This is a genomic window from Enterobacter sp. LU1 (assembly GCF_008271405.2).
GTDB lineage: Bacteria > Pseudomonadota > Gammaproteobacteria > Enterobacterales > Enterobacteriaceae > Enterobacter > Enterobacter hormaechei_C.
On the sequence record NZ_CP043438.2, the window covers coordinates 478,891 to 499,828 of the forward strand.

The 20,938-nt window shown below is 55.9% G+C and carries 16 protein-coding genes and 1 pseudogene; 7 read left to right on the forward strand and 10 right to left on the reverse strand.

Annotated features, from left to right (window positions below):
- The first annotated feature begins 5 nt into the window (after nucleotides 1-5).
- On the forward strand, nucleotides 6-392 hold the full coding sequence (locus FZF21_RS02305) for a helix-turn-helix domain-containing protein (RefSeq protein ID WP_023302966.1): 387 nt from the start codon (nucleotides 6-8) through the stop codon (nucleotides 390-392).
- A gap of 93 nt (nucleotides 393-485) precedes the next feature.
- Here FZF21_RS02305 and cpdB read toward each other — a convergent pair whose 3' ends face one another.
- Nucleotides 486-2,429 (reverse strand): 2',3'-cyclic-nucleotide 2'-phosphodiesterase, encoded by a 1,944-nt coding sequence (gene cpdB / locus FZF21_RS02310; protein WP_045350202.1) that lies wholly within the window; start codon nucleotides 2,427-2,429, stop codon nucleotides 486-488.
- A 190-nt stretch (nucleotides 2,430-2,619) separates the two neighbouring features.
- Between cpdB and cysQ the strand changes: the two genes are divergently transcribed.
- Complete coding sequence (gene cysQ / locus FZF21_RS02315; protein ID WP_015572488.1) at nucleotides 2,620-3,360, forward strand: 3'(2'),5'-bisphosphate nucleotidase CysQ; 741 nt, start codon at nucleotides 2,620-2,622, stop codon at nucleotides 3,358-3,360.
- Here cysQ and FZF21_RS02320 read toward each other — a convergent pair.
- Complete coding sequence (locus FZF21_RS02320) at nucleotides 3,354-3,911, reverse strand: YtfJ family protein (protein WP_015572489.1); 558 nt, start codon at nucleotides 3,909-3,911, stop codon at nucleotides 3,354-3,356. The two genes, cysQ and FZF21_RS02320, sit on opposite strands and share 7 nt — an antisense overlap.
- Before the next feature lie 324 nt (nucleotides 3,912-4,235).
- Between FZF21_RS02320 and FZF21_RS02325 the strand changes: the two genes are divergently transcribed.
- Nucleotides 4,236-4,442 carry a DUF1107 domain-containing protein gene (locus FZF21_RS02325; RefSeq protein WP_003856054.1) on the forward strand — a complete coding sequence of 69 codons (207 nt, stop codon included), beginning with the start codon at nucleotides 4,236-4,238 and terminating at the stop codon, nucleotides 4,440-4,442.
- Between the two features lie 76 nt (nucleotides 4,443-4,518).
- Here FZF21_RS02325 and FZF21_RS02330 read toward each other — a convergent pair whose 3' ends face one another.
- From FZF21_RS02330 to FZF21_RS02355, 6 genes and pseudogenes are all read right to left on the reverse strand, one after another.
- Nucleotides 4,519-5,856 carry a hemolysin family protein gene (locus FZF21_RS02330; RefSeq protein WP_006810357.1) on the reverse strand — a complete coding sequence of 446 codons (1,338 nt, stop codon included), beginning with the start codon at nucleotides 5,854-5,856 and terminating at the stop codon, nucleotides 4,519-4,521.
- 193 nt (nucleotides 5,857-6,049) lie between these two features.
- Nucleotides 6,050-7,593 (reverse strand): annotated as a pseudogene (locus tag FZF21_RS02335) (MFS transporter).
- 69 nt (nucleotides 7,594-7,662) lie between these two features.
- Complete coding sequence (locus tag FZF21_RS02340) at nucleotides 7,663-8,685, reverse strand: Gfo/Idh/MocA family oxidoreductase (protein WP_045339546.1); 1,023 nt, start codon at nucleotides 8,683-8,685, stop codon at nucleotides 7,663-7,665.
- Nucleotides 8,686-8,694: 9 nt separating this feature from the next.
- Complete coding sequence (locus FZF21_RS02345; protein ID WP_015572491.1) at nucleotides 8,695-9,762, reverse strand: Gfo/Idh/MocA family oxidoreductase; 1,068 nt, start codon at nucleotides 9,760-9,762, stop codon at nucleotides 8,695-8,697.
- A 2-nt stretch (nucleotides 9,763-9,764) separates the two neighbouring features.
- The gene (locus tag FZF21_RS02350) at nucleotides 9,765-10,943 is read right to left on the reverse strand and encodes a Gfo/Idh/MocA family oxidoreductase (protein WP_063946193.1); all 1,179 of its coding nucleotides are present in this window, start codon (nucleotides 10,941-10,943) and stop codon (nucleotides 9,765-9,767) included.
- Nucleotides 10,944-10,958: 15 nt separating this feature from the next.
- The gene (locus FZF21_RS02355; protein ID WP_015572494.1) at nucleotides 10,959-12,110 is read right to left on the reverse strand and encodes a Gfo/Idh/MocA family oxidoreductase; all 1,152 of its coding nucleotides are present in this window, start codon (nucleotides 12,108-12,110) and stop codon (nucleotides 10,959-10,961) included.
- Nucleotides 12,111-12,302: 192 nt separating this feature from the next.
- Here FZF21_RS02355 and FZF21_RS02360 point away from each other — a divergent pair, with 192 nt between their 5' ends.
- The gene (locus FZF21_RS02360; RefSeq protein ID WP_023302973.1) at nucleotides 12,303-13,361 is read left to right on the forward strand and encodes a LacI family DNA-binding transcriptional regulator; all 1,059 of its coding nucleotides are present in this window, start codon (nucleotides 12,303-12,305) and stop codon (nucleotides 13,359-13,361) included.
- Here the strand turns inward: FZF21_RS02360 and msrA are convergent, their stop codons facing one another.
- Nucleotides 13,362-14,003, reverse strand: coding sequence for a peptide-methionine (S)-S-oxide reductase MsrA (gene msrA / locus FZF21_RS02365; protein ID WP_006810351.1), 642 nt, complete (start codon nucleotides 14,001-14,003; stop codon nucleotides 13,362-13,364).
- A gap of 224 nt (nucleotides 14,004-14,227) precedes the next feature.
- On the opposite strand from msrA, the gene tamA reads away from it, so the two are divergent.
- From tamA to FZF21_RS02380, 3 genes are read left to right on the forward strand one after another with little or no spacing between them, the layout of a single operon-like run.
- On the forward strand, nucleotides 14,228-15,961 hold the full coding sequence (gene tamA / locus FZF21_RS02370; protein WP_032647013.1) for an autotransporter assembly complex protein TamA: 1,734 nt from the start codon (nucleotides 14,228-14,230) through the stop codon (nucleotides 15,959-15,961).
- Nucleotides 15,958-19,734 carry an autotransporter assembly complex protein TamB gene (tamB, locus tag FZF21_RS02375; protein ID WP_047737036.1) on the forward strand — a complete coding sequence of 1,259 codons (3,777 nt, stop codon included), beginning with the start codon at nucleotides 15,958-15,960 and terminating at the stop codon, nucleotides 19,732-19,734. The genes tamA and tamB overlap by 4 nt, the downstream gene beginning before the upstream one ends.
- A gap of 2 nt (nucleotides 19,735-19,736) precedes the next feature.
- Nucleotides 19,737-20,081 (forward strand): gamma-glutamylcyclotransferase, encoded by a 345-nt coding sequence (locus FZF21_RS02380; RefSeq protein WP_017383925.1) that lies wholly within the window; start codon nucleotides 19,737-19,739, stop codon nucleotides 20,079-20,081.
- Between the two features lie 157 nt (nucleotides 20,082-20,238).
- Here the strand turns inward: FZF21_RS02380 and ppa are convergent, their stop codons facing one another.
- Entirely contained in the window at nucleotides 20,239-20,769 is a 531-nt protein-coding gene (gene ppa, locus FZF21_RS02385; protein WP_006810347.1) for an inorganic diphosphatase, read from the reverse strand.
- Nucleotides 20,770-20,938: the final 169 nt, after the last annotated feature.

Consider the following 20,938-nt stretch of genomic DNA (forward strand, 5'->3'; position numbering starts at 1 on the left):
TAAGTATGAAAACAACAATACCAACGCTCAGCGAGCAAATGCGCGATGGCAACCTCTTTGCGGAACAGTGCCCGTCACGGGAGGTGCTCAAACACGTAACCAGCCGCTGGGGCGTGCTGATCCTGGTGGCGTTACGTCAGGGGACGCATCGCTTCAGCGATCTGCGCCGCAAGATGGGCGGCGTCAGCGAGAAGATGCTGGCTCAGTCTTTACAGGCGCTGGAACATGACGGGTTTGTCGATCGCGTGTCGTATCCGGTCGTGCCGCCGCATGTGGAGTATAGCCTGACGCCGATGGGGCAGGAGGTAAGCGAGAAGGTGGCCGCGCTGGCCGACTGGATTGAGGTCAATACGCCGCAGGTGATGGCGAATAGGGACGAGCGTGCGGCGTGAAATGCCGGGTGGCGCTTGCGCTTACCCGGCCTACGGGATCGAGGATTGCGGGTAGGCCGGGTAAGGCGAAGCCGCCACCCGGCACAATCATCGCTACCTGCTCAAATCCACCTGATAAATCGCGAACCCAATATCATCCGTCGCGACTTTTTGCATCGGATACTGCGCCTTATCCTTGATAAACGCGGCTGCTTTATCGGACGGAGATGTCTCAAAGCGAATATCCAGCTTAGTGTCGCTGTGGATCGGCGCAAGTCGCCAGTTGTTATCCACCGCCGGATGAATTTCACCCGTCTTTTTCGACTCCGCGCTGATCCACGCCGCCAGCACCGAACGGTTCTCATCCGGCGAGGCAAAGGCGATGTGGCTGTCACCCGTACCGGCAAACTTGCCGCCATAGGCGCGGTAGTTGTTGGTCACCACCAGGAAAGTGGTATTCGGATCAATCGCTTTGCCGTTGAAGGTCAGGTTTTTGATACGTTCTGCCTGCGGATTAATGGCCTGACATTCGCCGTCATATTTCGCGGGCTGGGTGACGTCAATCTGATATTCCACGCCGTCGATCACGTCGAAGTTGTAGGTGCGGAAACCGTCCCAGTTAATCAGCGACTGCGGTTTGCTGCTGTGCGGATCGATCTGGTTGAACTGCCCGGCAGAGCACTCCAGCCACTCCTTCACCTCTTTCCCGGTAGCTTTCACCACCACGAGGGTGTTGGGATAGAGGTAGAGATCGGCGGCATTACGGAAGGTCAGTTGGCCTTTTTCCACCTCAACGTAGCTGGCCGGATCGTTCTTCCGCCCGCCCACTTTGAATGGCGCCGCGGCAGACAGTACCGGCAGATTTGCCATATCCGGATCGCCCTGAATATAGTGCTCCGCATAGGCTTTCTGCGCCATGTTGACTACCTGCACGGTCGGGTCATCCTGTACCAGCGCGAGGAAGCTGTACATGTTATCAGCCGATTTACCGATCGGCTTGCTGACAAATTCACGCGTCGCGTCGTGGTCATGCTTCAGGACGTCGACCAGCTTTTTATCTTCCCCTGCCAGAGATTTTTTGGCCGCTGCGTCGTAGATCGGACGCGCTTCCGCTTTCGACTGCGTGACTTTCCAGCTTCCGCTGTCGTTATTCAGCACCAGATCCACCACGCCAAGGTGGTCGCCCCACATGCCCGGCATCACCGATGACACACCGTTGAGCGTCCCTTTTTCGATGTCCGCGCCTTTGATATCAGCGAAATCTTTGCCCGGGAAGACGGCGTGGGCGTGTCCAAACAGGATCGCATCCACGCCCGGCACCTGGCTGAGATAGTACACGGAGTTCTCAGCCATCACCTGATACGGGTCGGCCGAGAGGCCAGAGTGCGCCACGACGACGACCACATCCGCCCCTTTCGCCCGCATCTCCGGCACGTATTTGCGCGCGGTTTCGGTAATGTCGTTGACGGTCACTTTCCCGTCGAGGTTGGCTTTATCCCACGTCATGATCTGCGGCGGCACAAAACCGATATAGCCGATTTTCAGCGTCTGTTTTTTACCGTCCTGGTCGACAACCTCGGTCTCTTTAATCAGATAAGGGGTGAAGAGCGGCTTCTTCGTCTTAACGTCGATGATATTGGCGTTAACGTACGGGAATTTTGCACCTGCCAGCGCGTCGTGCAGGTATTTCAGGCCGTAGTTAAATTCGTGGTTGCCCAGGTTGCCGACGGTATAGTCCAGCGTATTCATTGCCTTATAAACAGGATGGATCTCGCCTTTTTTCAGCCCCTTCGCCGCCATGTAGTCGCCGAGCGGACTGCCCTGAATTAAGTCCCCGTTATCGACCAGCACGCTGTTTTTCACTTCACCGCGGGCGGCGTTGATCAAACTTGCCGTGCGTACCAGTCCGAATTTTTCCGTAGGGGTATCTTTGTAGTAATCGAAGTCCATCATATTGCTGTGCAGATCGGTGGTTTCCAGAATACGGAGATCCACCGTCGCTGCCTGAACGCTTGCCGCAATCAGCGTTGCCAGGAGCGTTGCGCTAAACTTAATCATCTGAGGAGTCCTTTTTTCGATCCAAGCCACAAAAGAATATGTATGTAGTATTTGTTGCTTACAGAAGTGTGAATGCTGCCAGAAAAAAGGGTGCTGAAACCAGAATTGCTTCACAGATAGCGGAATTGTTCACATTACGATATAACTAAAACAATAAGTTATGCCCACTGCGTTAACGAAGAGGTGGAGAATGTTAGATAAAATTTGTCAGCTCGCACGGGATGCGGGTGATGCCATTATGCAGGTGTACGACGGTGCGAAACCGATGGATGTTGTCAGCAAAGCGGATGACTCCCCGGTGACGGCGGCGGATATCGCGGCGCATGCGGTGATCCTGAAAGGTTTGCAGGCCCTGACGCCGGATATTCCGGTCCTTTCTGAAGAAGCGCCCCAGAGCTGGGATGAACGTCAGCACTGGCAGCGTTACTGGCTTGTCGACCCGCTGGACGGCACGAAAGAGTTTATCAAGCGTAACGGTGAATTCACCGTCAACATCGCCCTGATTGAAAAAGGAAAAGCGGTGCTTGGCGTGGTTTACGCCCCGGTGATGAAGGTGATGTACAGCGCGGCGGAAGGTAAAGCCTGGAAGGAAGAGTGCGGCGTGCGTAAGCAGATCCAGGTGCGTGATGCCCGTCCTCCGCTGGTGGTGATCAGCCGCTCGCACAGTGACAGCGAGCTGGAGGAGTACCTGCAACAGCTGGGGGAACACCAGACGACGTCGATTGGCTCGTCGCTGAAGTTCTGTCTGGTGGCGGAAGGGCAGGCGCAGCTGTACCCCCGTTTCGGGCCGACGAACGTCTGGGATACGGCGGCAGGGCATGCGGTGGCGGCGGCGGCTGGCGCGCATGTGCATGACTGGCAGGGTAAGCCACTGGACTACACCCCGCGCGAGTCATTCCTGAATCCGGGCTTCCGGGTGTCACTTTACTGAGTCAGCAGCTTATGCAGCAGGGCAACCACCTGCTGCACCTCATCCTGCGTCAGCGCGCCGTCCTTAACCCACTGTACGCGACCGTTTTTATCCAGCACGACAATCGCTGAACTCTCCTCTTCCAGCTGCCACGCCTTACGCGTCATGCCATTGCTGTCGACAATAAACTGCGACCAGGGATAGAGCTTCTTATTGCTCTCAAGGCTTGAGCGCACAAACATCCCGGAGCCGGGAATCGCGTCGTCGGTGTTCACGATGGTGGTGGTCTGGTAGCGATCGTGCGGGAGTTTTGCGGCCTTGATCGCTTCCACGAGGGTAGCGTTTTTCTCTTTAGCGGATGTACGCCCGGCAATATGTTGTACAACTCTCACTTTGCCCGCAAGCTGCGCGCTATTCCAGGCTTTATAGCTAAACTTATCATTGTCGAGAATCAATTCTCCCCGGTCAGCAATCCCGACCGGCGGGACACGTTGTCCTTTTTCAATGTTGTGTGCGGAAGCCATCAGCGGCAGCAACAGGCAAGCTGCTGCCAGGAGGTTACGTAGGGTCATGGTGTTTCCTTATTGTTAGCAGGTGATCCGACCACTTGGTCATGCGCTTTTAATCATAAGTGCGATCAATAGGCTTTTCCCGCAATCCCGATGCCAGTTTGCGGGCGAACGCACATATCCATGCAAAAACGACGGCATATACTGCGCTGTATCACGCTTTGCAAAGATTATTCTGAATAATTGTAATCAAACGGTAAATAAACTTATGCACACTGGGTAAGTACGAGGTTCTGGTCTATAGTCATTGGGCATCAAAATTTGCGCTCAGGACAGTCGGGCCGATTGTGGCACCGCAAGAGCGTATGATTCGCAGGAGATACAAGAATGAAAATTTTCCAACGCTACAACCCGCTTCAGGTGGCGAAGTACGTGAAGATCCTGTTCCGTGGACGGTTGTACATCAAGGATGTTGGCGCTTTTGAGTTCGATAAGGGCAAAATCCTTATCCCAAAAGTGAAGGACAAACAGCACTTGTCTGTGATGTCCGAAGTCAACCGTCAGGTTATGCGTCTGCAAACTGAGATGGCTTAACCAACGTGCTATGCAGTAGTAGTTAAAAAGACGGCTCCCGATGGGAGCCGTTGATGTTTGTGGGGCACACAAAGGATTACGCCGACACCTTCTCTTCGGCATCCGGCAGTTTCGGCACCAGCACGGTCGGTTTGCTATCAATACGCGTTACCAGCAGCTGGTCGATGCGGTAGTTATCAATATCCACCACTTCAAACTTGAAGCCGGAGAACTTCACCGAGTCGGTACGTTTCGGGATTTTACGCAGCATAAACATCATAAAGCCGCCGATGGTCTCGTAGTTGCCGGACTGCGGGAACTCGTCAATGTCGAGTACGCGCATGACGTCTTCAATCGGCGTACCGCCATCGATGAGCCATGAATTTTCGTCACGCTGAACAATCTGCTCTTCCAGCCCCTGGCCGACCAGGTCGCCCATCAGGGTCGTCATAACGTCGTTGAGGGTGATAATGCCCACCACCAGCGCGTATTCGTTCATGATCACCGCGAAGTCTTCCCCGGCGGTTTTGAAACTTTCCAGCGCTTCGGAGAGCGTCAGGGTGTCCGGCACTATCAGGGTGTTGCGGATCTGCACGCCGCTGTTCAGCGCCAGGCTCTGGTTTGCCAGCACGCGGTTCAGCAGGTCTTTGGAGTCCACATAGCCGATGATATGGTCGATATCTTCGTTACAGACCAGGAACTTGGAGTGCGGGTGCTGCGCCACTTTGGTCTTCAGGCTCTGCTCGTCTTCATGCAGATCGAACCAGATGATGTTTTCACGGCCGGTCATGGAGGACGGCACGGTACGGGATTCCAGTTCGAAAACGTTCTCAATCAGCTCGTGCTCCTGCTTACGCAGCACGCCTGCCAGCGCCCCGGCTTCCACCACCGCATAAATATCGTCGGAGGTGATGTCGTCTTTACGCACCATCGGCAGCTTGAAGATGCGGAAAATGACGTTCGCCAGGCCGTTAAAGAACCACACCAGCGGACGGAAGACATACAGGCAGAAGCGCATCGGGTTGATGATACGCAAAGCCACAGCTTCTGGCGCAATCATACCGATGCGTTTCGGGGTCAGGTCCGCGAATAAAATGAACAAGCCGGTGACCAGGGAGAAGGAGAGGATGAAGCTCAACTGCTCGGCCAGCTCTACGGACATGTACTTAACAAAGAGGCTATAAAACGCCGGAGAAAACGCTGCATCGCCCACGATACCGCCAAGAATGGCGACCGCATTCAGGCCAATTTGCACCACGGTAAAGAACATGCCGGGGTTTTCCTGCATTTTCAGAATGCGTGATGCGTTGATGTTGCCCTCGTCGGCAAGCAGCTTCAGTTTGATTTTACGGGAGGCAGCCAGCGAGATCTCCGATATCGAGAAAAATGCACTGACGGCAATAAGACAAAGTATTACTAAAATACTGTTTAACATAGTTTATCCGGCTTCTCGCCAGATCCTCAGAAGGGGAGTTGATACCATTCGTGTGAAGACACATTGAACTCAGCTCGTAGCGTTGAGCCGATTATTTCAGCGGTAGTATAGCGTAAAGACGTGTAAACCTGCCAGAGGTCACGTTTTCGGCAAAAAAAGCCGGGCCGGCATGGGGCCGATCCGGCGAGAAGGGCTATTTCACGGTGGATAAGTTTTCGCCTACAGCCAGGCGTGTGGCATCGCCGCCCCAGACCTGATCGTACTCATAGCCTGTCAGCTGTTTGATGACCACGCGGGTGCTGGCGCCGCAGTCGCGATAGTCGCCACCGAGCTTCCGACGCGCGATCTCCTTGAGCAGCACCTTATGCGTCTCGCGGGTCAGCTTAAATTTGTAGGTCGCGAAGAAGCTCACTGCCAGCAGCGCGGCGGTGGCAAAATCATCAGGCCAATTATTGCTCCCAGCGCGCTTTCAGGCTGTGCGCCACTGCCTTTCACAAAACCGGACTCCTGCAACACCAGGCCGATAATCATAATCGCAATGGCGACGGTGCTTTTGCGGGTCAACACCATTACGCCAGCGAAAATGCCTTCCCGGCGCTGCTGCGTGACGATCTCGTCGATATCCGGAATAAAGCTATAAATATTCCACGGAATGTAATAGAGGCCGGAACGGGCTGCAACCAGCAGGATGAAGACGGCGGAGAACAGCAGCGTTGGCACCTCTGTTTTGGTGAGATAAACCGTAAACAGGAATGCCAGCACCAGGAAAATGCAGCTATACGAAAGGCGCAGTGCGGCGGAAGGGGTCATGTTCAGCCTGTTGAGTAACAGCATAAATCCGTACGTGCCCGGCACGGAGGCAAAAGCCGCAATACTTAGCCAGCCGGACACTGCTGCCGCATCCTGACTCAGGCAATACACCACGTAATAGGTAAAGACTGAACCAAATACGTCCATCGCGGTGAAGGAGAAAATATAAATAAGAATATGCAGGCGGAAAGCGCGAATACGAAAAGAAGAGAAGAGATCCAGCACCAGATATTTGAGGTGATTAATTACTCCGCTGCTGCGCTGGGTATCAACTTTGAAGTCATACTCCTGATGCACATCTTTTGCTTCCCAGGTGCTGTACCAGGTAATAAATACCGCGATGCAAAAGACGCAGGAAAATATCAGTCCGGTTAGCGTGTAGGTAAAGGAATTATCTTTGCCGGTAAATTGCATAATCACGCCCGGAACCGACACCGCAAGAAAACCGCCCAATTGCGAGCAGATCATCCTTACGCCCGACAGGCGGCTGCGCTCTTCATAGCGGTTGGTCATCTCCGCGGCGAGGGTTTCCCACGGCACCAGCACCATCGCTGAAAGCAGTTCGATGGAAAGATAGGTGCCCAGGTAATACCAGTAACCCATGTCCGTCAGCCACAGCAGAGCATAGAGGAACATTAAGGGAGAGCTGAGTAATAAGAAGAAACGACGACGGCCAAATTTACGCCCAAGCCAGGTGTCGCCGAAATTGTCGGTGATGTAACCCATTATCGGGCTTAATACCGCGTCAATGACGCGGGCAATAGCAAATATAGAGCCGGCTTCCACGACGGATAATCCGCAATAGGTGGTGTAAAAAAATAACAGCCAGGTGCCGATAATGGCGAAAGCGCCTCCGCCAAAGAGGTCGGTTATGCCGTAGCCAAGCGCCACGCCATAACCCACTCTGCGTTCAGTTGGTTTAACCATAATAATATCCAGTGTAGGGTAGATGTAGAGGTTGTATTTTTATTGCACTGCTGGACTACACGTGACGTTCTAATTATTAATATCTATCCATTGTCTTAACTGAGATGACCGATAAAAAGCCTCCACAATCTTGAGTGATTTTCCGGCGGTACAAATATCGGTAAAATCCGTACTCTCCGGGTGGTGAATAGCGTGATAAAAACGGCGGATCGCCTGCTGGTGTCCTAATCCCCAGTAACTTTTTGCGGTGCCATCGGGAGAGGCATCGCTTTCCAGGCGAAATCGTTCGCCGGGCGTTATGCGCCAGAGCGTGTTGTCGTTGAGCAGCAGTGAGCCGCGCTCGCACTGGATCTCCAGACAGAGGGGGGAATCCGTGGTGTGGCAGTTGCTGGCATAAAACAGACCGCGCGCACCGTTGGTAAAGTGAAGCGTGGCCATCGCGCTGTCTTCCCCTTGCGTGACGTCAGCCAGTTCCCCGCTGTCGACTACCCCCTTCAGCCGCGTGACGCCACCCGCGAACCACTGCATCAGATCGAGGGTATGGATCGCCTGGTTGATTAGCAGGCTTCCACCTTCCGTTGCCAGCTGCCCGCGCCACGGGCTTTCCGTGTAATACGCCCCCGAGCGGGACCAGGTCAGCACAGCTTTGATACTTAACATCTTTCCCAGTACGCCTTCCGCCAGCTCCTTGCGAATGCGCAGGCTGGTCGGATTGAGCCGGTTCTGGTAGCAGACGCCGAGCCTGCCGGGTGCCTGCGCGGCGGCAGAGGCAATGTCGGCAAGCTCGCTGCTGTTCATGCCCACCGGTTTTTCGCAAAAGACATGTTTCCCGGCGGCCAGCGCCGCCAGAATCATGTTTTTGTGCTCGAAGTGGGGCGTGCAGATATGCACCACGTCGATGCTGTCATCCAGCAGCATTTCCCGGTAATCCTGATAAAAGCGGCACTGATAGTTCATAGCCAGCTTCAGTCCTTTGACGCTGTCGATATCGACCAGCGCGCGCAGCGCGACATTGGGGATTTGCCTCAGGGCATTCACATGGCAACTGTGAATAGCCCCGGCACCGATAATCGCCGTGTTCAGGATGTTCATGTCGTCCCCTTAGTCAGCTGCGTTTGCGAGCATTTGTGCTTTCACGCACAGTTCGGCAGCTTTGAAAGCATGCGCCTGAGTCATGGCATTTTCGGTGCGGTGCAGGCAGTCGAGGATCAGTTCGCCAAAGTACGGGAACCCAACCTGCCCGGCCACAGGATAGCGGAACTCGCCCTCGTTATTGACGAGGTAGACGACATCCTGCTCACCCCGGGTGAGATCGACATATTTACGGATCTCGATATACCCGTCGGTACCGAGCAGCGTCAGGCGACCATCGCCCCAGGTGGAGAGCCCGTCAGGAGTGAACCAGTCACAACGGAAATAGCCGCTGGCGCCGTTTTCTCCTTTGAGCATGGCGTCGCCAAAATCTTCGAATGCGGGATACTGCGGGTGGTTAACGTTGCGCACCTGGCTGGCGACCACGGTGGCGTCGCGGTTGCCGGTATAAAACAGGAACTGCTCGATCTGGTGGCTGCCGATGTCGCAAAGGATGCCGCCGAAATAGCGACGATCGTAGAACCAGTCCGGGCGGCCAGTCCCTTCCCGGTGCGGCCCCATGCCCAGGGTTTGCACCACGCGACCAATGGCGCCTTGCTGTACCAGCTGCCCGGCAAAGACCGCGCTTTCCACGTGCAGACGCTCGCTGTAGTAGACCGCGTATTTTTTCCCGGTTTTCTCCACCATCGCTTTGGCGTCTGCCAGCTGTTCAAGGGTGGTGAGCGGCGCTTTGTCCGTGAAGTAGTCTTTACCAGCCGTCATCGTCTTCAGCCCCAGCGCACAGCGTTCGGAGGGGATGGCCGCCCCGGCCACCAGGCGCACGTCGTCATCGGCGAGAATAACGTCCAGGGAATCAGCCACCTTCACCTGCGGGTACTGCTGAACAAACGTGTCCACTTTCGCCGGATCGGGATCGTAAACCCACTTCAGCGTGGCACCTGCTTCAATCAGGCCATTACACATTCCGTAGATATGGCCGTGGTCGAGCGCGGCGGCGGCAAATACAAATTCACCCGCCTGCACCACCGGCTGCGGTTTGCCCACCGGCGCGTAGTTCATTCCGTCATTCTTGTTCATGGTTACAGTCCTCGATCCAGATCTTTACCCTGAGGGATAGCGCCCACTTCGCTGAAGTTGGCGACGCTTGCGGATTTTTCATAAAAACGGGGGGCGAGGGCGTTCGTCCCGCCGGTACGGTAAAACGGATCATCGCGGCCAACAGGCAGGGAAACGACACTGCGGGTAATGGCTGATTTATACATCGCAGTAATCAGCTCCAGCGAGCGCTTACCCTGCACGCCGTCCACCAGCGGGGCCGTACCGCGCTCAATGCTCTGAAGCAGGTCGTTAATCTGCCCGGTGTGCAGAGTCCATTCGAGCCTGGGCGTCGCCTGGAAAACGGCATCAAGCCGGGCTTCTCGCTCAATATCGTTGGTCTCCTGCGGGAAGCCGTTGTCAGCACTCACGCTGGCATAAGCCTGCCATGGGGCGGAGATGCGCGCTTTATCACCCTGGATAATGATCTTCTGATCTTCCCCGTGGTGTACTACCGAGGCGGTAAGCTGGGTGAGTGCGCCGTTGGGGTATTTGAATATCGCGGCGCTAAGGTCTTCCACTTCGGCGTTGTCATGGGCCACGTTGGTCATCATCGCCACCACCTCAGACGGGAAGCCGAGCATCCACTGAATGGCGTCAATATGGTGCACCGCGTGGTTCAGCGTGCAGCCGCCCCCTTCCTTTTCCCACGTGCCGCGCCACCACAGGTCGTAGTAGCAATGTCCGCGCCACCAGAAGGAATCCACCTGCGCATGGCATATTTTTCCGGCGAGGCCGGAATCCAGCGCCGCTTTTAAGCGCCAGAAGGCATCGGTAAAGCGGTTCTGGGCAATGATGGAGAGCGTTTTTCCGCTGGCCTGCTGGGCGGCGATCATCGCATCACACTCCTCCAGCGAGGCGGCCATCGGTTTTTCACACAGCACATGGCAGCCGGCATGAAGCGCATCAATGCTGATCTCCGCATGGACATAGGGCGGGGTGCAGACGTCAACGATATCGATGGGAAGCGCATCCTCCAGCAGCTGCCGGTGGCTGGCGTACACGCGGGCGTCCGTCAGGCCGTAACGCGCTTTTTTCTCTTCCGCTTTCTCCGGATAGATATCAACCAGCGCAACGATCCGGCAGCGCTGTCCAAACTGCAAATAACCCTGAATATGGTTATGGGAGATATTTCCTGTTCCCACAATGGCGACATTTAACATCGATTTTCTCCGGTGTTACCAGGTACCCGCGGCATCCAGCGTGATGCTGGTGGCCCCTTTATCTACAGAGGTGCTGATGCGCTGCTGAAGCAGGCGCAGGTATTGCTTTTCGTTCAGCGGTAGCTCAACCCAGTCGTCCGTCCAGGTGGAGAGGTGCATGGCGTTAGAGAGGGTTAAACCGCGAATGCCGTCCAGACCCGGTGCAATCAACGGCTCGCCGCGCAGCACGGCGGCGCAGAAGTTGGCGGTGATGACGTGGTGCTCGCTGTATTCCGGGGCAACAGGGACAGAAACCTCCCAGCATTCCGGCTCACCGAAGCCATTCTGCCAGCGAGCGTTAAACTCGGTTTCCGATTCGCGCAGCCGCCAGTAGCGCAGTTTGCCCTCGTCGACGACCACTTTGCCGCGATCGCCGACAATCTCCAGGCGGTTGGTACCTGGTGTTTCCGCGACGGTGGTGATGAACACGCCGGTCGCGCCACTGGCATATTCGGCGTAGGCTGTCACCTCGTCTTCCACTTCGATATCGCGATGCTTACCGAACTGGCAAAACGCGCGCAGACGAACCGGCATGCCCACCAGCCACTGCCAGAGATCGAGCTGGTGCGGGTCCTGGTTGAGCAGCACGCCGCCGCCTTCCCCTTTCCAGGTGGCGCGCCAGCCGCCGGAGTTGTAGTAACTCTGCGAGCGATACCAGTTGGTGATGATCCAGTTGGAGCGGCGGATCTCGCCCAGCTCGCCGCTGTCGATCAGATCTTTCACTTTCTGATACAGCGGGTTGGGCCGCTGGTTATACATGATGCCGAACACCACGTCGCACTCCCGGGCGCAGGCGTTCATCTCCTGGACCTGCGCGGTGTAGACGCCTGCTGGCTTCTCACACAGGGTATGAATGCCGTGGCGCATCGCCAGCATCGACAGGTGCGGGTGATCGTAATGCGGCGTGGCGACAATGACCGCATCGATAAGCCCGCTCTGGAGCATCTCCTGCGCATCACTGAACAGCGGAATGCCACCAACCAGCTGCCGAATGGCCGGATGCTTTTCCGGCGCGTTATCGCACACCGCCGTAAGGCAGGCGTCGCTGACGGTTCCGGCCAGTAAATAGCGTGCGTGGACCGTACCGATATTACCTATACCAATAATGCCAAAACGTACCTTCTCCATGTCTCACCTTAATTTCAGCCAAAAAGCGTGATGACCGAAAAATAGGAAAGGCGAGACGTAGCGACAATGTGTTTTTGTGAGAATACTCGCAAGGTGAATAAGTAAACTCCAACCATTTTGAAATTTGGTTTTAAAATCAAAGCGCTGTTTCTGCAAATATTTGCAAAAACTGATTGAGAGCGAGGTCACACTATGCCGGGCAAGTTAAAAATGGAGGAGATCGCATCCCTGACGGGATATTCCGTGAGCACGGTTTCCAGGGTGTTGAGCGGCAAGTCTTATACCAGCGATAAGGCCCGGGAAGCCATTGTCCGCATCGCACGGGAGCTTGGCGTGCTGGAGTCGATGGCGAGCGGACGGCTTTTAATTAACGGAATCGCTGTATTTGCGCCTGAAAGAACGTTTCAGGGTCGTGGGGATATTTTTTATCTGGAAGTGACCAAAGGCATTGCGGAAGCCAGCGCGCCACATAATGTCTGGATCAGTTATTGCGGATTAGAGGAACAGAATGCGGACGTGAAATTATTTATGGAAAAGGCAAGCCATAAAAATATTAACGCAATAATTATCATTGGTACGGATGATTCCACCATATTTAAGCTGGCCAGCACGCTGAATAAACCCTGTGTATTAATTAATTCCGTCGACCGGGACCGGGTGCTGGATTCGGTTTCGCCCGATCATCGCGCAATCGGCTTTACCACGATGCAATATCTTTTCGAGCAGGGGCATCGCCGGGTGCTGACCATCACCTGTTTACGCCGGGACACGCTCTATGCCCGGCTGGATGGAATTAAAGAAGCGTACCGGCATTTTCATGTGGCGTTTGAGCCGCAGCGGGATTTACTGGTCACGGAGTGGTTTACCGCTGAAGAGGCTGAGCGCGAGCTGGATGCGTGGCTGTTACGTCACGACAGAGCGCAGTGGCCTGAGGTCATTTTTCCCAACAGCACCAGCATGACCGAGGGTGTGCTGAAGGCGTTACAGCGGCATGGGCTGCGCGTGCCGGAAGACATCTCCATCATCACCACCGATTTTGCGTGGAATTTAGCAAACCGGCTTGAAAAGCCCATTACGGGGATCACGGTGCCCTGTCGGGATTTGGGTATAGAAGCGGTGCATTTGCTGCAAACGCGGCTCAACCGACCACAGGCGCCAGTGTTTAACCTGCTGTTGCAGGGGAAAGTCATTGATTACGGCTCGGTGAGTAATGCCACGCGCCACGCGGCTCGCGTGGCGCTGATGCAGTAATCAGGCCTGCTGTGGAGGCAGGCAAACGCCGATGCCGCCAATGCCGCAGTAGCCATACGGATTTTTATGCAGGTACTGCTGGTGGTCGTCTTCGGCATAGTAGAACGGTTTCGCGGTAGCGATTTCCGTCGTGACCTGACGTTTATCACCGGCCGCCTGCATCGCTTCCTGGAAACGCGTCAGGCTGGCGTGGGCGGCGGCCTCCTGCTCTGGGGTGAGCGGGTAGATGGCCGAACGGTATTGGGTGCCGTGATCGTTACCCTGACGCATACCCTGTGCCGGGTCATGGTTTTCCCAGAACACCTGGAGCAGCTGTTCATAGCTAATGACGCTCGGGTCATACACCACACGCACCGCTTCAGCATGACCGGTCTCACCGGAACAGACTTCGCGATAGGTTGGGTTAGGCGTATATCCTCCGGTGTAGCCCGCAGCGGTGCTGTACACGCCCGGCAGTTGCCAGAACAGGCGTTCTACGCCCCAGAAGCAGCCCATGGCAAACAGGGCGATCTCCATTCCATCAGGAACGTTTGTCATTGAATGGTTGTTTACGGCGTGTAATGTTGCCACTGGCATAGGGGTGTTGCGTCCCGGTAACGCATCGGCTTGTGATACCAGATGCTTTTTATCGAATAAACTCACGGTGGGGCCTCCCGGGTAGCGTTGTTTCGGTTAAGGTTGTCACGAAGCGTTTAATTGAACACAATAAATGCGATGAATGAGTCTAGATTTAATCATAAGAAATATTTGGGTGTTACACCCTTTTTCAACCCGTAATTTGGGTTTTTGGCTTTCAGGCCGTATTTTGCCGCGGAGCGGCACTGCATTTGCTTCCAGGGTGGAAACAGGGATATTCAGGAGAAAACGTGACAAAGATCCGCCAGTTATGTTTAGTCAGCTTACTGCTGACCAGCGGGATTGCCAGCGCGGCGAATGTCCGTTTGCAGGTTGAGGGGTTATCCGGGGCGCTGGAAAAAAACGTGCGTGCGCAGCTTTCTACTATCCAGAGCGATGAGGTCACGCCGGATCGGCGTTTTCGCGCGCGCGTGGATGACGCCATCCGCGAAGGCTTAAAGGCGTTGGGGTACTACGAACCCACCATCGATTTCGATTTACGTCCGCCGCCGGCGAAAGGACGCCAGGTGTTGATTGCCCGCGTCTCGCCGGGCGAACCCGTCCTGATTGGCGGCACGAACGTGGTGCTGCGCGGCGGTGCGCGCACCGATCGGGACTACCTGGATCTGCTCAGCACCCGTCCGAAAGTGGGCACCGTGCTCAATCACGGGGATTACGATCGTTTTAAAAAATCCTTAACCAGCGTTTCGCTGCGCAAAGGCTACTTCGACAGCCGGTTCAACAAAAGCCAGCTGGGCGTTGCGCTTGAGCGACGTCAGGCATTCTGGGATATCGATTACGACAGCGGCGAGCGCTACCGGTTTGGCGATGTGACCTTCGAAGGATCGCAAATCCGTGACGAGTATCTGCAAAATCTGGTGCCGTTTAAAAAGGGCGACTACTACCAGTCCAGCGACCTGGGCGAGCTGAACCGTCGTTTGTCCGCGACGGGCTGGTTTAACTCCGTGGTGGTAGCGCCGGAATTTGATAAATCCCGTAAAACGAAAGTGTTACCGCTGCATGGCGTGGTCTCTCCGCGCACCGAGAACACCATTGAGACCGGTGTCGGCTACTCCACGGACGTCGGCCCGCGCGTGAAAGCCTCGTGGAAAAAACCGTGGATGAACTCCTACGGCCACAGCCTGACCACCAGCGTCAGCCTGTCTGCGCCTGAACAGCAGCTGGACTTCAGCTATAAAATGCCGCTGCTGAAAAATCCGCTTGAGCAATACTACCTCGTGCAGGGCGGCTTTAAGCGTACCGATTTGAACGATACCGAGCAGGACTCGACGACGCTTGCGGTATCACGCTTCTGGGATCTCTCCAGCGGCTGGCAGCGCGCCATTAACCTGCGCTGGAGCCTCGACCACTTTACCCAGGCAAACGTCACCAACACCACCATGCTGCTTTATCCGGGCGTGATGATCAGCCGTACCCGCTCGCGCGGTGGCCTGATGCCGACCTGGGGCGATTCTCAGCGCTACTCCATCGATTACTCCAACACCGCCTGGGGCTCCGACGTAGACTTCTCCGTCTTTCAGGCGCAAAACGTCTGGATCCGCACGCTGTACGACAAACACCGCTTTGTGATGCGCGGTAATCTCGGCTGGATCGAAACCGGTGATTTCGAACGCGTCCCGCCGGATCTGCGCTTCTTCGCCGGGGGCGACCGCAGCATTCGCGGGTATAAGTACAAATCGATCTCACCTGAAAACGACAAAGGCCAGTTGACCGGGGCGTCAAAACTGGCGACTGGCTCGCTGGAGTACCAGTACAACGTCAGCGGCAAGTGGTGGGGAGCGATGTTCGTTGACGGCGGTGAAGCGGTGAACGATATCCGCCGCAGCGATTTCAAAACCGGCGCGGGCGTAGGCGTGCGCTGGCAGTCACCGGTCGGGCCCATCAAGCTCGATTTCGCCGTTCCGGTGGGCGACAAAGACGAACACGGTTTACAGTTTTACATCGGTCTGGGGCCTGAATTATGAGTTTATGGAAGAAGATAAGCCTCGGGGTGCTGATTTTTATCGTATTACTGCTCGGTACGGTGGCGTTTCTGGTGGGCACCACCACGGGCCTGCATTTGCTGTTTAACGCCGCGAACCGCTGGGTGCCGGGGCTGGAAATCGGCCAGGTAACGGGCGGCTGGCGCGATCTGCGCCTGAAAAATATCCGTTATGAACAGCCCGGCGTGGCGGTGAATGCGGGCGAGTTTCATCTGGCGGTCAAGCTCGGCTGCCTGCGGGACAGCCAGCTGTGCGTAAACGATCTGTCGCTAAAAGACGTTAACGTGGCGATAGATTCCAAAAAAATGCCGAAGTCCGAGCCTGTCGAAGAAGAGGACAGCGGCCCGCTGAACCTCTCCACGCCGTACCCGATTGCGCTCTACCGGGTCGCGCTGGATAACGTCAATATCAAAATCGACGACACGACGGTATCCGTGATGGATTTCACCTCCGGTCTGCGCTGGCAGGAGAAAAACCTCACCCTGACCCCAACCTCCCTGCAAGGGCTGCTGATTGCGCTGCCGAAGGTGGCCGACGTGGCGCAGGAAGAGATCGTAGAGCCGAAGATCCAGAACCCGCAGCCGGAAGAAAAACCGCTGGGCGAAACGCTGAAAGATCTCTTCTCGAAACCGGTTCTGCCGGAGATGACCGACGTGCATCTGCCGCTGAACCTCAATATCGAAGAGTTTAAAGGCGAGCAGTTGCGTCTGACCGGCGATACCGATCTGACGGTCTTCAACATGCTGCTTAAAGTCAGCAGTATCGACGGCAACATGAAGCTCGACGCGCTGGATATTGATACTAACCAGGGGTCGGTCAACGCCTCAGGCAATGCGCTACTGCGTGACAACTGGCCGGTAGATATTACGCTGAACAGCGCCCTGAACATCGATCCGCTGAAAGGCGAAAAGGTGAAGGTGAAAGTCGGCGGCGCGCTGCGCGAGAAGCTGGAGTTCGGCGTGAACCTCTCCGGACCGGTGGATATGGTGCTGCGCGGGCAAACCCAGCTGGCAGAGGCCGGTTTACCGCTCAACCTTGAGGTTGTCAGCAAGCAGCTTTACTGGCCGTTCACCGGCGAAAAACAGTTCCAGGCTGACGATCTGAAGCTGAAGCTGAGTGGCAAAATGACCGACTACACGCTGTCGTTCCGCACGGCAGTGAAGGGGCAGGGGGTACCGCCCGCCGATATCACCCTGGATGCGAAGGGTAACGAGTTGCAGGTTAACCTCGACAAGCTGACCGTGGCGGCGCTGGAAGGAAAAACCGAGCTGACCGCGCTGCTCGACTGGCAGCAGGCGATCAGCTGGCGCGGCGAGCTGAAGCTGACCGGGATCAACACCGCTAAAGAGGTCCCGGACTGGCCGTCAAAACTGGATGGCCTGATCAAAACCCGCGGTAGCCTGTACGGTGGCACCTGGCAGATGGACGTGCCGGAACTCAAGCTCACCGGCAACGTGAAGCAGAACAAAGTCAACGTAGAGGGCTCGCTTAAGGGCAACAGCTATCTCCAGTGGGTGATCCCGGGCCTGCACGTGGCGCTGGGTCGCAACACGGCGGATATCAAAGGCGAGCTGGGCGTGAAAGACCTCAATCTGGATGCCACCATCGACGCGCCAAATCTCGATAACGCCCTGCCGGGTCTTGGCGGCACGGCGAAGGGGTTAGTGAAGGTTCGCGGTACGGTGGAGGCGCCGCAGCTGCTGGCGGACATCACCGCCAATAACCTGCGCTGGCAGGAACTTTCTATTGCCCGCGTGCGTGTCGAGGGAGACGTGAAATCCACCGATCAGATCGGCGGAAACCTGGATCTGCGCGTGGAGCGTATCTCTCAGCCGGACGTGAACATCAGTCTGGTCACGCTGGCGGCAAAAGGTAACGAAAAGCAGCACGATCTCCAGCTACGCGTGCAGGGCGAGCCGGTCTCCGGGCAGCTGCACCTGACGGGCAGTTTTGACCGCCAGGCGACGCGCTGGAAAGGCGTGCTGGATAACACCCGCTTCAGCACGCCGGTCGGCCCGCTGGTGCTGTCGCGGTCTGTCGCGCTGGATTACCGCAACGCGGAGCAAAAGATCAGCATTGGGCCACACTGCTGGACCAACCCGAATGCTGAGCTGTGCGTGCCGCAGACCATTGATGCGGGCGCGGAAGGACGCGCGCAGATCAACCTCAACCGTTTCGACCTGGCGATGCTGAAACCGTTTATGCCGGAAACCACCCAGGCCAGCGGGGTCTTCAGCGGCAAAGCGGACGTCGCGTGGGACACCACCAAAGAGGGACTGCCGCAGGGCAGCGTTACCCTCGCCGGACGTAACGTGAAGGTGACGCAGGAGGTCAATGACGCGCCGCTGCCGGTGGCGTTCGACACCCTGAATGTGAACGCTGACCTGCGTAACAATCGTGCGGAACTGGGATGGCTGATCCGCCTGACCAACAACGGTCAGTTTGACGGACAGGTGCAAATTACCGATCCGCAAGGGCGGCGCAATCTCGGCGGCAACGTCAATATTCGTAACTTCAACCTGGCGATGGTGAATCCGATCTTCTCGCGGGGAGAAAAGGCGGCGGGGATGCTCAGCGCCAACCTGCGTCTGGCGGGGGATGCGCAAAGCCCACAGCTGTTTGGCCAGATGCGGTTAAACGGTGTGGACATTGACGGTAACTTTATGCCGTTCGATATGCAGCCAAGCCAGCTGACGATGAACTTTAACGGCCAAAGCTCAACCCTCAGTGGCTCAGTGTTGACGCAGCAGGGACAAATCAACCTGAGCGGTGACGCAGACTGGAGCCAGCTCGACAACTGGCGCGCCCGTATTGCGGCCAAGGGCAGCAGGGTGCGTATCACGGTACCGCCGATGGTGCGCCTGGACGTGTCGCCAGACGTGGTCTTTGAGGCAACGCCGAGTCTCTTCACCCTGGACGGCCGTGTTGACGTACCGTGGGCGCGCATCGTGGTTCACGAGGTGCCGGAAAGCGCGGTTGGCGTCTCCAGTGACGAAGTTATGCTCAATGAAAATCTGAAACCTGTTGAACAGAAGAGCGCTGGCATACCGATCAATAGTAATCTTATCGTGCACGTGGGGAATAACGTGCGTTTGGACGCGTTTGGGCTGAAGGCGAGACTCACGGGTGACCTGAAAGTGGCGCAGGATCAACAGGGACTTGGCCTCAATGGACAAATCAATATTCCTGAAGGGCGCTTCCATGCCTACGGGCAGGATTTGATTGTGCGTAAAGGCGAGCTGCTGTTCTCCGGTCCACCGGATCAGCCGGTACTCAATATCGAAGCGATCCGTAACCCGGAAGCCACCGAAGATGATGTGATTGCAGGCGTGCGCGTGACGGGCTCCGCCGATGAACCTAAGGCAGAGATCTTCTCTGACCCGGCCATGTCGCAACAGGAAGCGCTCTCTTACCTGCTGCGCGGCCAGGGTCTGGATAGCCAACAGGGCGATGGTGCGGCAATGACATCAATGTTAGTTGGTCTGGGGGTTGCACAAAGTGGTCAGGTTGTGGGTAAAATCGGCGAGACGTTTGGCGTAAGCAATCTGGCGCTGGACACTCAGGGCGTGGGTGACTCTTCGCAGGTAGTGGTCAGCGGCTATGTACTGCCGGGTCTACAGGTAAAATATGGCGTGGGGATCTTTGACTCACTGGCTACACTCACGTTACGTTATCGCCTGATGCCTAAGCTATATCTGGAAGCAGTGTCCGGCGTAGACCAGGCACTTGATCTGCTCTATCAGTTTGAGTTTTAGCAATGCGAATATTTGTTTACGGCAGTTTACGAACCAGGCAAGGCAACAGCCACTGGATGACCAACGCCCAGTTGCTGGGAAATTACACAATCGAAAACTACCAGTTGTACAGTCTGGGCCACTATCCAGGCGCGGTTCCGGGGAACGGAACGGTACAGGGTGAGGTTTATCGTATTGATAATGCCACGCTGGCCGAACTTGATGCCTTGCGCACCAGGGGCGGTGAATACGCTCGCCAGTTGATCCAGACGCCTTACGGCAGTGCATGGATGTACGTGTACCAACGTTCGGTCGACGGGTTAACGTTGATTGAAAGCGGTAACTGGTTAGACAGAGACCAGTTCTGAAAAACGACAACGCCACCGTAAGGTGGCGTTGTCGTTTTGCGCCGTAGGCCCGTGCAAGCGTAGCGCCGCCGGGCGATACTCCTCAATCGCACGGGTTACCTGGAGCGACAGGCACAAAAAAGCCCCGACGCGCGGGGCTTAGTCTCAGCAGTAAGAATTACTTCTTAGCAGCACGTTCGAAAGAGGCGATGATTTCTGCTTTCGCCGCTTCTGCGTTATCCCAGCCTTCAACTTTAACCCATTTGCCTTTTTCGAGATCTTTGTAGTGCTCGAAGAAGTGGGCGATCTGCGCTTTCAGCAGCTCTGGCAGGTCGTTCACATCTTTAATGTGATCGTACTCTTTGCTCAGCTTGGTGTGCGGTACGGCAACCAGTTTCGCATCTTCACCCGCTTCGTCAGTCATTTTCAGCACGCCAACAGGACGGCAGCGAATGACGGAGCCTGGCTGCAATGGATATGGCGTTGGGACCAGTACGTCAACCGGGTCACCGTCCAGAGACAGAGTGTGGTTGATGTAGCCGTAGTTGCACGGATAGAACATGGCGGTAGACATGAAACGGTCAACGAACAGCGCACCGGTGTCTTTGTCGATTTCGTATTTGATTGGATCTGCGTTGGCCGGGATTTCGATCACAACGTAGATGTCTTCTGGCAGTTCTTTACCCGCAGGGACGTTGAGTAAGCTCATGTCGGTGTCCTTTAAAATGGATGGTAAACAAGTGGCAGGTATTATAGCCAACTGGCGCTGAAAGTCTCCGCCTGTTTTCGTCTTCTCTCCCTCGCGCCTTCACTTTTCAGACCGTTTCCATGACAGGATAATCCATAAACTCAGCCGCATTTTAAATGTTGAAATGAAA